This is a genomic window from Rhizobium sp. L43 (assembly GCF_002531725.1).
Classification (GTDB): domain Bacteria; phylum Pseudomonadota; class Alphaproteobacteria; order Rhizobiales; family Rhizobiaceae; genus Rhizobium.
Genome location: NZ_NWSQ01000004.1, coordinates 133,836 through 146,981, shown reverse-complemented (window position 1 = coordinate 146,981; position 13,146 = coordinate 133,836). Strand labels below are relative to the sequence as shown.

The window sequence follows — 13,146 nt, the reverse complement described above, 5'->3', positions numbered from 1 at the left end:
GGTGGATTCCTGTGACGGGCACATGAGGGAGGAAATTGCGCCCCACCTATACGCGATCGAGTGCGGCATCGATCTCCGCCATAACGTCCACCGATAACGGTCCTTTTTCCAGCGCGCCGGCATTTTCTTCCACCTGGGCGACGGTGCGGAAGCCCGGGATGGGCAGGGTGCGCGGCGACCTCGCCCAGAGCCAGGCAAGCGCCCCCTGCGTCAGCGTGCGGCCGTCCGATGTCAGGAGATCGCGGACGGCATCGAGCCTTGCGGCGAATTCCGGGGCCATGCGCCCGTCCTTGAAATAGACCATCCAGTCGAGGGCCGCGCCGCGCACATCCTTGGCGCCTACCGCCTTGTCGGCGGTGAACTTGCCGGTCAAGAGCCCCATGGCCAGCGGGCCGCGATTGATGGAGATCAGCCCCTTGCCTTCGATCACCGCAATCATCCCCGGCACCGGCTCGAAAACGTTCATCGTATGTTGGACCGAGACGTAACCGCGGCGGCCGGCATGACGGGCGGCGCGATCGGGAAAATCGGTGCTCCAACCGAACGCATCGATCTTGCCTTCGCTGCGCAGCGCCTCCAGCGTATCGAAGACGGCATCCGATTGTGCCAGGGGAAAATCGTTGAGATGAAACTGCAGGAGATCGAGGCGATCGCGCTTGAGACGGCGCAGCGAGGTCTCGACCGAACGACGGATGAAGGCCTCATCGGCGAAGGCGCCGGTTGCCTGCTTCGTCTGCGGATCGGTGGCAAAGCCGAATTTGGTGGCGATGACGATATCGTCGCGATTGCCGATCGCCCGACCGAGCACTTCCTCCGAGTGGCCGGCGCCGTAGTTCGAGGCTGTATCGAAGAAGCGGATGCCGAGTTCGATGGCGCGGTCGATGGCTTCGACGGATTCATCGTCGTCGACTTCACCCCAGCCGAGCGGCGTGTCGCCGGCAAAGAAGGGACCGCCGATCGCCCAGCATCCCATGCCGAGACGCGGAAATTCGCGGCCGTTCCAGAGCGTGATCGTCGTCGGTGATGCGGTCTTGGTCAGCATGAGATCCTCCTCGGTTGGCGTCTCAAAGACATAGGAAGGGCTCCCATACGGGTAAACCGCCAAATCCGGAGGATGTTTTGCACCGGTAAAAAATGCGCGAAAGAAAGAAAGGAAGGAAGTCAGGCGGAAATACCATTCGAACCGGAAAGCGTCCGCAAGGCTGGATTGAGCGCCTTGAGCACCGCCTGAACGAAGCCGTCGCGGGCCGCCGCCGCCTCGATGCCGCGCGGTTCATAGACGTGGCGATGCAGAAAGAACCCCGTCAGACGGAATGCCGCGGCGAGACTATCGAAGTCGGCCGCATGATTGCCTTCGGCGCTGAGGAAGGGCGGCAGGAGCAGCATCTTGTCCGCCCAGGGGGCGCCGGCGCTGCGGCTGACGGCGCGGCCGGATTTCGGCGAGACGTAGACGAGATCGGAACGGGCGCCGGTCGCGGCACATTCGGCAAGATCGAGGCCGAAGCCGAGGTCGTTCAGCACCGCAAGTTCGAAACGCACGAAGAGTTCGCCGGCATCGGCCGGGTTGTGCAGGTGATCGAGGATCACTTCGAGCGCATCGAAGAGGTGTGGATGCGGATCACGCTCCGGCAGCAGCCGCAGCAGCGCGCCCATCGCCTGGACGCCGTAGACGGCGGTCGCCGTTTCCATCAGGCGGGCGGCGCGCAACGTCACCGGCTCGACGCGGAATTCACCGAGATGCTCGTCCAACCTGGCGCGCCAGAGGACCTCGACGGCATTGCCCGCCTGTAGCACCGGCTGCATGGCGCGCGAGCGGCCGGAACGCACCAGGCCGAGATGGCGGCCGCGATCACGCGTCATCACCTCGGCGATGACACTCGTCTCGCCGTGGCGCTTGACGCCCAGGATGATCGCATGGTCCTGCCACTGCATCGAAAGAAGTCCTCACGGCTGACGAATATCCATCCTACTGCATAATTCAACGCGTTACAGCGTCCTTGCGCGTCCGATAAGACGCGCTGTAATGCAAGGCCTGGCTGCTGTCATCGCGCCCCTTTAGCCATGGACAGCGTCAGGCGACAGCCGGGGAAAGCCTCAGCAGGAAGTCGCGCATCGCTGTTTCGTCGAAAGGCTTCACCAAAAGCGGAATATGCTGAAGGTCGGGCGGGAAATCGCCCGTATCGGAATAGCCGCTGACGAAGCCGAAGGGAATGCCGATATCGAGAAGATGGCGGGCAAATCCGAAGCTCATGCCCTCGCCGAGATTGACGTCGAGAAGGGCAAAATCATATGTCTGCGCCGCGATGGCAGCCCTTGCCTGCTCGACGCTGCCGACGATATCGATGCTCTCGACGCCGGCAAGGCGCAGCATATCCTCCGCCTCCATCGCGATGATCAGACTGTCTTCAAGAACCAGAACACGGATTGCGCTCATGATTCTATGCCCCCCGTCGGGCGCCTGTCGCAGCGCCCCGGCCGTTTCCCCAACATCATCGCCCTCCGGTGCCCCGCATGGCACGCTATCGGTGAATTCCGCCACCATTTTCGAATAAAACATTTTTCTGCCCGGTCGATAAGAATCAAATCGGAGGAAGGATGACGGCCAACCTTATTTTCCCTGATGCTAATGCGCATTTAAAAAAGACATAAGCAAGCGGGTTGGCTACCGCATGAGGCGGAGAAACCAGGAATGCTGCAAACGTCTTGGGTGATGTCGTTGTCCCGCAACCGCGGCACACTTCCGGGCGACATGCATCAGATGAAGGGGCGTTTGCTCTCTCCGAGCCCTTCCCAGCCTGATATAGCCATCAATTCCTCGCCGTTCAGCACCTCGCAGCCGCGCTCCTGCCAGCGGATCAGCCCACGTTCACCGAGCTTTTTCAAAGTCTTGTTGGTGTGAACGATGGAAAGGCCAAGCGTATCGGCAATGTGCTGCTGGGTGATCGGGATGAATGTACGGCCGTTGAAGAGATTAAGCTTCCGGCCGCGCTCGAACAGGAAAGCGATCAGGTAGGCTGCTCTTTCCAGCGCCGTGCGGCGGCCGATGGAGAGCAGATGCTCATCCAGGATGCGCTCCTCGCGCGCCGCAATCCAGGTGATATCGAAGGCGAGCGAGGCGTGTTTGTTATAGAGCGTCATCAGCCTGTCGCGCTCGAAGACGCAGAGGGACACCGGTGACAGCGCTTCGACCGAATGCTGCATCTCGCCGGCGATCGTTCCCTGCAGGCCGATCAGGTCGCCCGGCATGATGTAATTCAGAATCTGGCGGCGGCCATCCTCCAGCATCTTGTAACGGAAGCCCCAACCGGAAAGCACGGTGAAGAGATGAGCGCTATGTGCGCCCTCGAGGAGGATGGTGGAGCCGGCATCGACGGCAAGCTCGCCCCGCTTGAAACGGGAGACGAATTCCAGCTCGTCGCGACTGAATTCCCTGAAATGCGGCAGCGGCCGCAACGGACATTGCTCGCAAGGGGTCTTGAAAGAGTGGACGCGTCTCGACGTTGCCATGCCTGCCCCTGCGGTCGCGCAAACCGGCGGCCCGCCCTCGGCGCACCGTCGAGCAAGGAATGCTCCAAGCATGGATTCGTTCCGCAACGAGGCCGATTTTTTCTACGGAAACAAGGGACTGGCGTCAGGCCGGTGAAATCCTTGCCGTGGCTATTTCGGGAAATCGAGACCCATTTCGCGGAATCGCTCGGGATCATCGCCCCAATTCTCGCGAACCTTGACGAACAGGAAGAGATGGACCGGCTGCTCGAGGATTTCCGACAATTCCCTGCGCGACGCAGTCGAGATCGCCTTGATGGTTTCACCACCCTTGCCGAGCGCGATCTTCTTCTGGCTGTCGCGCTCGAGATAGATCACCTGCTCGATGCGCACAGAGCCGTCCTTGCGTTCTTCCCACTTCTCCGTTTCGACATGCGAGGCGTAGGGAAGCTCCTGGTGCAGGCGCAGAAACAGCTTCTCGCGGGTGATCTCGGCTGCGAGCTGGCGCATCGGCAGATCGGAGATCTGGTCTTCCGGATAATACCACGGCCCCTCCGGCAGCGTCTTGGCCAGATAGTCCATGACATCGTCGCAGCCGGAGCCGTTTTCGGCCGAGATCATGAAGGTGCGTTCGAAGGCGATCTTCTCGTTGGCGGCGGCCGCCAGCGCCAGCAGATCCTCGCGGTTGACGCGGTCGATCTTGTTCAGCAGCAGGATCTTCGGCTGCCGGACTTCCTTGAGGCCTTCGAGGATGGCTTCGGCATCGCCGCGCAGGCCGCGCTCGCTGTCGATCAAGAGCACGATCAGATCGGCATCCCTCGCGCCGCCCCAGGCCGAGGTCACCATGGCGCGGTCGAGCCGGCGGCGCGGCTTGAAGATGCCGGGTGTATCCATGAAGACGATCTGGGCATTGTCGTGGATGGCGATGCCGCGCACGATCGCGCGCGTCGTCTGCACCTTATGGCTGACGATGGACACCTTGGCGCCGACGAGGCGGTTGACCAGCGTCGACTTGCCGGCATTGGTCGGCCCGATCAGCGCGACGAAGCCCGAATGCGTCGGACCACTGGTTTCTGCGGCAGCTTCGGCCGCGATATCTTCTTCTTGTGTCATTGTCCCGTCAGTTTCCGGCAGGCTGTTGCTGCCAAATGCCTTCGCGCTCAAGCATCTTCGTCGCCGCAACCTGTTCGGCGGCCCGCTTCGACCGCTCTACGCCGGTTTCGGGCTTAATGCCAGCAACTTCCACCGTCACCTTGAAGCGCGGATCATGATCCGGTCCGCTGCGTTCATCAACCCGGTAGTTGGGCGTGACGCCGAATTTCGCGTGCGACCATTCCTGCAGCTCGGTCTTGGCATCCCGCTTGGCGCCATCGGCCCTGACCGCCCTGCCCTGCCAGTAGCGCAGAATGAAGCGGCGGGCGACCTCGAGGCCGCCGTCGAGATAGATCGCGGCGATCAGGCTTTCTACGACGTCGGCCCGCACGTTCATCATGCGCTTGCCGGTCAATTTCTTCACATCGGCGCCGGTGCGGATATAGAGGTGAAGGTTGAGCTCGTCGGCGACGGCAGCGCAGGTTTCAGCGCTGACGAGCTGGTTGAGGCGCACCGAGAGCTCGCCTTCCGCCGCTGTGCCGAAGGTGCGAAACAGAAGCTCGGCGATGCAGAGCCCGAGGACCCTGTCGCCGAGGAATTCCAGCCGTTCGTAATTGCCGCCCTTTTCCGTGCGGGCGCTGGCATGGGTCAGCGCCCGGTCGAGGCGTTCCTTTTCGGCGAAGTCGTGACCGATCAGGTCTTCAAGCTTTGCGCGGTCCGCCGCAGAAAGCGTCTGCGCCTTGCTCATTCAACAACCTTGAAGAGGCGGTCCCAACGCATGTTCGTCGGCCACTTCCAGATTTCGCGGAAGGAGGTGTCGTTGCCGAGCGAGAAGAAGATGACGCTGGCGCGGCCGACAAGATTTTCGGCCGGCACGAAGCCGACGTCGAAGCGGCTGTCGAGCGAGTTGTCGCGGTTGTCGCCCATCATGAAATAATGGCCTTCCGGCACGATGAATTCACGGGTGTTATCGCCGCGCGACACAGGAGACTGATCGAGCGTGTCATAGGTCTTGCCGTTGTCGAGCGTTTCGCGGAAGACCGGCACATCGGCGCCCGGATCGAGCTTGTAATCCGACGTAAACGTACCATCCGCCACCTTCGGAACCGGCTTTCCGTTGACGTAGAGCACGCCGTCGGTCACCTGGATATGGTCGCCCGGCAGGCCGATGCAGCGCTTGATGTAATCGACCTCAGGATTTGGCGGAAAGCGGAAGACGACGATGTCGCCACGCTTCGGATCGGCGCCGAACAGGCGGCCGCTGAAGATGTCGGGCGAGAAGGGCAGCGAATATTTCGAATAGCCGTAAGCGAACTTATTGACGAAGATGTAGTCGCCGACGAGCAGCGTCGGCATCATCGAACCGGACGGAATGGTGAAGGGCTGGAACAGCACCGTTCGGATCACCATCGCCAAAATCAGCGCCTGGATGATGACTTTGATATTTTCCCAGAGGGCGTTCGGCTTGGTTTCGACTTTTTCGGACACGCAGTCTTATTCCTTCAAGACGCCGCGGCGGCGCAATTCTTTCTGTCGTTCTCTCTAGCGGCTTCGGCCGGTTGCGGCAATGGCGACAGCATCAAAAGCGACGAGAGGTCGCGATAGTACGCTTCCGAGGTCGCGTCAAACGCTCCCGAGGTTCGCGATCATACGCTCTCGGGCAACGCCTCGATAATCACGAAGGCCTGCGCCAAGGGATAATCATCCGTTATTGTCAAATGAATGGCCGGCCGGTGGCCCGCGGGCAGCATCGATTCGAGAATTGCCGCGGCGCCGCCGGTCAGAAGCATGGTCGGCTTGCCGCTCGGCAGGTTGACGACGCCCATGTCCTTCCAGAAGACGCCCTGGGCGATACCGGTGCCGAGCGCCTTGGAACAGGCCTCCTTGGCGGCGAAACGTTTGGCGTAGGATGCGCCACGATTCGCCCTGCGGTCGGAACGCGCGCGCTCGATCTCGGTGAAGCAGCGATGGGTGAAGCGGTCGCCGAAGCGCTCGATGGATTTCTCGACGCGGCGAATGTCGATCAGATCGCTGCCAATGCCGATGATCATGCCGGAACCTTCCGTCGCTTAAGAATTCTTGTTCAGGCTCATACGCTCGGCATGTCGCCGGCCGGGCTCGCCAGACGCAGGCGCGCCCGCTCCAGCAGCCGTGTGTGGCGGCGCGTCTGAAACCCCTTCACGGTGTAGAATGTCAGCGCATAGAGCGCAACGGAGGTGACGATCGCCGGCGGAATGGCGCCGACCAGCATCGGTTCCAGCACCGGCTTCCATAGCTCAGTGAAGTTCAGCTTGTGAAAAAGGGCGGCGAGATCCACCGTCTGACCGGCCAGATGATCCTCACGGCTGAGCAGCAGATGCCCGATCTCCCAGGTGATGCCCCAGATGAAGGGATAGGTCAGCGGATTGCCGAAGGCCGCGCAACCGAGGGCGGCGGCCACCATACTGCCGGAGAGGAAATAGGTGATGACGAAGGCCATGACGAAATGTACGCCGATGAAAGGCGTCCACGAGACGAAGACACCCGCAGCGACGCCGGCCGCAACCGCATGCGGAGAAGCGCTCAGGCGCAGGATGCGCATGGAGAGGTAACGGATCGGGCGAAGGAAACCTTTGCGGGGCCATAGAAGCTCTCGCATCTTTTCCTTGAATCCCGCGGGCTTGCGACGGCGAAACAACATGGCCGGTATTTAGTGCAGCGCACATGACCATGACAAGAGCGGCAAATGACACCGCCGAAAAAACAGCTCAGTCCCGACAGCGGAGAGGAGCTTCTTCATGCCGAGGGGCGTCCGTTATGCATAACGTCCCTCACCCATCTCAAGTATAAAAGTCTGGTATCAGCGATTGCGGAACAGACCGCGGTCGACCTGGCGCTGACGAAACTCGAGATCGATACGATCGAACGAGCCGTTCAAATATGCCATTTCACGCTCCTGGGCAGTCGGAGCGCGAAGGGCGCGAGCAATTTTCCTGATAGGGTCAAACATTACCTTGTCTCATCTTCTGTTTGCGTTTCGATGACCAGAAGATAGTCCCGACAGAGGTTAATTACCACCGCCGCAACATGGAGACAGCCATGCACCAGGCGCATTGCTTGCCTTTTGGATGCGCTACTCCGACCATAAAACGATCACAAAATGTGCAATTTTTCGACCCAGCCGGCGGCAGGCTTAACAAAAGCTTACTCGTAGAGCCGCCGCACCGTGGCGATGCAATCCAGATCCTTCATCTGAGCGAGCAGTTGATTGAGCTGGCGCAGGTCCCAGACCTCGACCTCGAGCATCATTTCGGTGAAATCGGCCGCGACGCGCACCGTGTTCAACAACCGGATATTGACGTCGAGGCCTGCAACCGTCTGGGCGACCTTGGCAAGCGTGCCGGGCTCATTCAACCCATTGACCATGATGCGCGCCATGAAACGCGACTTGTTGGCTTCATCGAGATCCCAGCGGACGTCGATCCAGCGGTCGGGCTGATCGTCGAACCGCTGCAGGCTCGGCGACTGGATCGGATAGATGGTGATGCCCTTGCCCTGGTCCATGATGCCGACGATGCGATCGCCCGGCACGGCGCCGGTCGATGCGAACTTGACGTCGACATTGCCGGACAGGCCGCGAATCGGCCCGATATCGATGTCGGCGTCGACTTCCGGATGGCGGCCGTCGGGCCCGGGCTTGGCCTTGCCGGGGATCTTGAAGATCATGCCGGCGGCGCTGCGGACGTTGAACCAGCCGTCATCGCCGGAGGGCTTGACGGTGACGCGTTCATCCTGATGGTCGGGATAGACGGCGCGCAGCACGTCGAGCGAGGACATCTCGCCGCGGCCGACGGCGGCGATCGCATCCTCGACATCCTTCTGACCGAGACGGTGCAGCGCCGGCTTCATCGCCTCGCGCGAGAAAATCTTGCCGGCCCTGTCGAAGGTGCGCTCGAGAATGCGGTGGCCGAGGCCGGCATATTGCTTGCGGATCGCCATGCGGGTGGCGCGGCGGATGGCGGCGCGCGCCTTGCCGGTGACGACGATCTCCTCCCAGGCGGCGGGCGGAACCTGCACGCCGGAGCGGATGATCTCGACCTCGTCGCCATTGGCAAGCCGCGTCACCAACGGCATGATGCGGCCGTTGATCTTGGCGCCGACCGTGGTATCGCCGATATTGGTGTGCACCGCATAGGCGAAATCGATCGGGGTGGCGCCCCGCGGCAGGGCAATCAGCTTGCCCTTCGGCGTGAAGCAGAACACCTGGTCCTGGAAGAGTTCGAGCTTGGTGTGTTCGAGGAATTCCTCGGGGCTGTCGCCCTCGGCCAGAGCCTCGATCGTATGGCGCAACCAGGAATAGGCATTGGATTCACGCGAAAGGATGTCGCCGTCGGCATTGGTGGCGCCGTCCTTATAGAGCGTGTGGGCGGCGATGCCGAATTCGGCGATTTCATGCATGCGCTTGGTGCGGATCTGCAGCTCGATGCGCTGGCTGGAGGGTCCGACGATGGTGGTGTGCAGCGAACGGTAATCGTTCTGCTTCGGCGTCGAGATATAGTCCTTGAAACGGCCGGGCACGACGCGCCAGCGGGTGTGGACGATGCCGAGCGCCCGATAACAGGACGGGATGTCCTCGACGATCAGGCGGAAGCCGTAGACATCGGAAAGCTGCTCGAAGGAAAGCGACTTCGACTGCATTTTGCGGAAGACCGAATAGGGCTTCTTCTGCCGGCCCTTGACATAGGCGCTCGTCAGGCCGCTCGCCACCAGCAAGTCGCGCAGTTCGGCCTCGATCTTCTTGACGATGCCCTCGTTGCGCTTGGAAAGCTCTTCCAGCCTTTTGGTGACGGTCTCGTAGGCCTCCGGGTTCATATGGCGGAAGGAGAGCTCCTCCAGCTCCTCGCGCATGTCCTGCATGCCCATGCGGCCGGCAAGCGGCGCATAGATTTCCATCGTTTCCTCGGAGATGCGGGCGCGTTTGTCGGCCGACATGTGGTCGAGGGTGCGCATATTGTGCAGGCGATCGGCGAGTTTGACGAGCAGCACGCGCACATCGTCTGAAATGGCGAGCAGCAGCTTGCGCAGATTTTCCGCCTGCTTGGCCTTCTTGGTGACGAGATCGAGCTTCTTGATCTTCGTCAGGCCCTCGACCAGGCGGCCGATATCCTCGCCGAAGAGTTCGTCGATCTCGGCGCGCGTCGCCGTCGTATCCTCGATCGTATCGTGCAGCAGAGCGACTGCGATCGTCGATTCATCGAGATGCATGTCGGTGAGGATGGCGGCGACTTCGAGCGGATGGGAAATATAGGGATCGCCGCTGGCGCGCTTTTGCTGGCCATGTTTCTGCATGGCGTACACATAGGCTTTGTTCAGCAGTGCTTCATTGGCATCGGGCTTGTATTGCTGAACCCGCTCCACGAGCTCGTACTGCCGCATCATTCCAAAGCCACTCCGATAAAAATAAAAGCGCGCCAATCAACGATTGGCGCACACATGGGCAATAATATGCCTAAGCAATAAAGGCGCAAGATTGACGATTGGTAATCATCGCGCTTTTGCATCGCATGAAACTGTTTCCGTGTCGCATCCGACCAATGCGACGGAGATCCGGTCTCGGCGCTTAGTAGTCGTCGCTCTTTTCCGGCGGCACCAGGCCTTCGATGCCGGCAAGCAGTTCTTCTTCCGACATCTGGTCGAAAGTGATCGTTTCCGGCAGGTCGTCCTGCTCTTCGCTGTCGGCTGCGGCGACACCGCCGGCGGCGATCATGCTTGCCGGATCGGGCTCGGGCTCATCGACTTCGACATGCTTCTGCAGCGAATGGATCAGATCTTCCTTGAGGTCATCAGGCGAAAGCGTCTCGTCGGCGATTTCGCGCAGCGCCACGACCGGGTTCTTGTCGTTGTCGCGATCGATGGTGATCGAGGCGCCCTGGGAAATCAGCCGGGCGCGGTGGCTGGCGAGCAGAACCAGCTCGAAGCGGTTCTCCACCTTGTCGATGCAATCTTCAACTGTGACACGGGCCATTGCCTGTCCTTTACGGTCGTCATTTCGGGATTAACACGCCCGATACAATTAAAACCGGGCAAATACAAGTTTTTCATTCCGGCTCCCCTCGTCTTTATCCGCGGCTGAGCTAAATTTCCATGGAGAACGTCACAATTCCACCTCTGGTTGCTTGGAATATGCCGAATCGTGCCCTAAATCTTTCGTATATGAATAATCCATAAAGTAAGGACCGGATCGAAAACGACAAAACAACCTATTGTTTTTATTGACGTTTGGCACTTGCGGATTTCGATTGCTCTCATTGGATTGGTAAGCGATGTTTGACCCACGCGAAAAAATTGCACTCTTCATTGACGGCGCCAACCTCTACGCTGCATCCAAAAGCCTCGGCTTCGACATAGATTACCGTAAGCTCTTGAAAGCATTTCAGAAACGCGGCTACCTGCTGCGCGCCTACTATTATACCGCTCTGATCGAGGATCAGGAATATTCGTCGATCCGACCACTGATCGATTGGCTCGACTATAACGGCTATAAAGTCGTCACCAAGCCCGCCAAGGAATTCACAGATTCCATGGGTCGCCGAAAGATCAAGGGCAACATGGACATCGAGCTTGCAATCGACGCCATGGAACAATCCGAAACGGTCGATCATCTCGTGATCTTCTCGGGCGACGGTGACTTCACCAACCTCGTCGAAGCGTTGCAGCGCAGAGGCCGCAAGGTCTCTGTCATTTCGACCATGGCGACCCAGCCGCCGATGATCGCCGATGACCTGCGCCGCCAGGCCGATCATTTCATCGATCTCTTGTCGTTGAAGGCCGAAATCGGTCGCGATCCCGCCGAACGGGCCCCACGCCCGGCCGAAGTCGCACCGGCGAGCGATTTCGAGGACTAAGTGGATTTACACGTTATGGCCGGCCCGCTCGTCACAGCGCGGCCGGCTTTTCCTATTTCAGGGTAAGCGGTCAAGACACAGCGGTGGCAGCATCGCCAGCCGATCCCGTCAGCCTCTATCCTTGAGCAGGCGGCTCTTCTGCCGGTTCCAATCGCGCTCCTTCTCGGACTCGCGCTTATCGTGCAATTTCTTACCCTTGGCGAGCGCCAACTCCATCTTCGCCCGACCCCGGTCGTTGAAATAGATCTTCAGCGGGATCAGCGTCATGCCCTCACGGTTGACGGCAGAGCGCAGGCGATGGATCTCACGGCCCGACAGCAGCAGCTTGCGGCGCCGGCGCGGTTCGTGATTGAAGCGGTTCGCCTGAAGATATTCCGGCAGGTAGGAATTGATCAGCCAGATCTCGCCCCCCTCATCCGACGCATAGGATTCGGCGATATTGGCCTTGCCTTCGCGCAGCGACTTGACCTCCGTGCCCATCAGCACGAGGCCGGCCTCGTAGGTATCGATGATCTCGTAGTTGAAGCGGGCCTTGCGGTTTTCGGCCACGACCTTGTTCACCACGCGCTGGCTGCCTTTGGGGGCCATGACGATATTCCATTGCTTAGGGCGCGAAAAGCCGCGCCCCCTTTTTCTTACCCTCTATGTAAGGGAACGACCCGGCCTTGTGAAGACGGCCGGTCTCTTCAGTTCAGAAGGCCGGCATGGCGCAGGGCAGCGTCGATCGCCGTTTCCGTTGCCGGCTCCAGCGTCGAGAGCAGCGGCGAGCGGACGTTGCGGCTCATGCGGCCAAGCCGGGAGAGCCCGTATTTGGCGCCGCAAAGACCGGGCTCGAGGAAGATCGCCTTGTGCAGCGGCATCAGCCGGTCCTGATATTCCAACGCACTGATGTAATCGCCCGCCAGCGTCGCCGCCTGGAAATCGGCGCAGAGGCGCGGGGCGACATTGGCCGTGACCGAAATACAGCCGACGCCGCCATGGGCGTTGAAGCCGAGCGCTGTCGCATCCTCGCCCGACAGCTGCCGGAAATCCTTGCCGCAGGTGATGCGCTGTTCGGAGACGCGCTCGATCTTGCCCGTCGCATCCTTGACGCCGACGATATTCCGGTGCGCCTTGGCGAGCGCACCCATCGTTTCCGGTGTCATGTCGACCACCGAGCGGCCGGGGATATTGTAGATATAGATCGGCAGATCGACGGCCTCGGCAATCGCCGAAAAATGCGCAATCAAGCCCTTCTGCGTCGGCTTGTTGTAATAGGGGGTGACGACGAGAACGGCGTCGGCACCGACCTTTTCGGCGTGCTGGGCAAGCTCGACCGCCTCACGCGTATTGTTCGAGCCGGCGCCGGCCATGACGGGAACGCGTTTTGCAGCAACTTCGATGCAAAGCTCCACCACCCGCTTGTGTTCGGCATGCGACAGCGTCGGCGATTCGCCTGTCGTGCCGACCGGAACGAGACCGCCGCTGCCTTCCTTGATCTGCCAGTCGACATGAGCTGCGAAGCTGTCTTCGTCGATCAGTCCGGCATCCGTGAAAGGGGTGACGAGGGCGGGAATGGACCCATTGAACATGCAAAGCTCCTCACGACCAAATCCTTGCTTCGGCCGCATTCCATGAATATTTTGCGCACCATAGAGCGCCGAAATCATCGCGACAAGCGCGTAGAGTTCGGTTTAGGGCAAAT

At 60.4% G+C, this 13,146-nt stretch carries 15 protein-coding genes; 1 reads left to right on the top strand and 14 read right to left on the bottom strand.

Annotated features, from left to right (window positions below):
* Window positions 1-46: 46 nt before the first annotated feature.
* From CO667_RS05755 to rpoZ, 12 genes are all read right to left on the bottom strand, one after another.
* Window positions 47-1,042, bottom strand: coding sequence for an aldo/keto reductase (locus CO667_RS05755; RefSeq protein ID WP_097617488.1), 996 nt, complete (start codon window positions 1,040-1,042; stop codon window positions 47-49).
* Between the two features lie 119 nt (window positions 1,043-1,161).
* Window positions 1,162-1,932, bottom strand: a complete 771-nt coding sequence (gene recO, locus CO667_RS05750; RefSeq protein ID WP_097617487.1) for a DNA repair protein RecO — start codon at window positions 1,930-1,932, stop codon at window positions 1,162-1,164.
* Window positions 1,933-2,071: 139 nt separating this feature from the next.
* Entirely contained in the window at window positions 2,072-2,557 is a 486-nt protein-coding gene (locus CO667_RS05745) for a response regulator (RefSeq protein WP_097617486.1), read from the bottom strand.
* A gap of 197 nt (window positions 2,558-2,754) precedes the next feature.
* Window positions 2,755-3,507 (bottom strand): Crp/Fnr family transcriptional regulator, encoded by a 753-nt coding sequence (locus tag CO667_RS05740; RefSeq protein ID WP_097617485.1) that lies wholly within the window; start codon window positions 3,505-3,507, stop codon window positions 2,755-2,757.
* A gap of 150 nt (window positions 3,508-3,657) precedes the next feature.
* Window positions 3,658-4,599: a GTPase Era gene (gene era / locus CO667_RS05735; protein WP_097617484.1), complete on the bottom strand. Its 942-nt coding sequence runs from the start codon at window positions 4,597-4,599 to the stop codon at window positions 3,658-3,660.
* 7 nt (window positions 4,600-4,606) lie between these two features.
* Window positions 4,607-5,326 carry a ribonuclease III gene (rnc, locus tag CO667_RS05730; protein ID WP_097617483.1) on the bottom strand — a complete coding sequence of 240 codons (720 nt, stop codon included), beginning with the start codon at window positions 5,324-5,326 and terminating at the stop codon, window positions 4,607-4,609.
* A complete protein-coding gene (gene lepB / locus CO667_RS05725; protein WP_097617482.1) occupies window positions 5,323-6,066 on the bottom strand; it encodes a signal peptidase I in 744 nt (247 codons plus the stop codon). Before lepB ends, rnc begins: the two co-directional genes overlap by 4 nt.
* A 158-nt stretch (window positions 6,067-6,224) precedes the next feature.
* Window positions 6,225-6,629: a holo-ACP synthase gene (gene acpS, locus CO667_RS05720; protein WP_097617481.1), complete on the bottom strand. Its 405-nt coding sequence runs from the start codon at window positions 6,627-6,629 to the stop codon at window positions 6,225-6,227.
* A 38-nt stretch (window positions 6,630-6,667) separates the two neighbouring features.
* A complete protein-coding gene (locus CO667_RS05715) occupies window positions 6,668-7,258 on the bottom strand; it encodes a DUF2062 domain-containing protein (RefSeq protein ID WP_097617480.1) in 591 nt (196 codons plus the stop codon).
* 159 nt (window positions 7,259-7,417) lie between these two features.
* Window positions 7,418-7,567, bottom strand: a complete 150-nt coding sequence (locus CO667_RS05710; RefSeq protein ID WP_003578264.1) for a DUF3563 family protein — start codon at window positions 7,565-7,567, stop codon at window positions 7,418-7,420.
* A gap of 194 nt (window positions 7,568-7,761) precedes the next feature.
* Window positions 7,762-9,996: a bifunctional (p)ppGpp synthetase/guanosine-3',5'-bis(diphosphate) 3'-pyrophosphohydrolase gene (locus tag CO667_RS05705; RefSeq protein WP_097617479.1), complete on the bottom strand. Its 2,235-nt coding sequence runs from the start codon at window positions 9,994-9,996 to the stop codon at window positions 7,762-7,764.
* 181 nt (window positions 9,997-10,177) lie between these two features.
* A complete protein-coding gene (gene rpoZ, locus CO667_RS05700; protein ID WP_003574261.1) occupies window positions 10,178-10,582 on the bottom strand; it encodes a DNA-directed RNA polymerase subunit omega in 405 nt (134 codons plus the stop codon).
* 298 nt (window positions 10,583-10,880) lie between these two features.
* On the opposite strand from rpoZ, the gene CO667_RS05695 reads away from it, so the two are divergent.
* Window positions 10,881-11,462 carry an NYN domain-containing protein gene (locus tag CO667_RS05695; protein WP_003578261.1) on the top strand — a complete coding sequence of 194 codons (582 nt, stop codon included), beginning with the start codon at window positions 10,881-10,883 and terminating at the stop codon, window positions 11,460-11,462.
* 108 nt (window positions 11,463-11,570) lie between these two features.
* Here CO667_RS05695 and smpB read toward each other — a convergent pair whose 3' ends face one another.
* A complete protein-coding gene (gene smpB / locus CO667_RS05690; RefSeq protein WP_097617478.1) occupies window positions 11,571-12,050 on the bottom strand; it encodes an SsrA-binding protein SmpB in 480 nt (159 codons plus the stop codon).
* A 98-nt stretch (window positions 12,051-12,148) separates the two neighbouring features.
* On the bottom strand, window positions 12,149-13,033 hold the full coding sequence (dapA, locus tag CO667_RS05685; protein WP_097617477.1) for a 4-hydroxy-tetrahydrodipicolinate synthase: 885 nt from the start codon (window positions 13,031-13,033) through the stop codon (window positions 12,149-12,151).
* Window positions 13,034-13,146 lie beyond the last annotated feature (113 nt).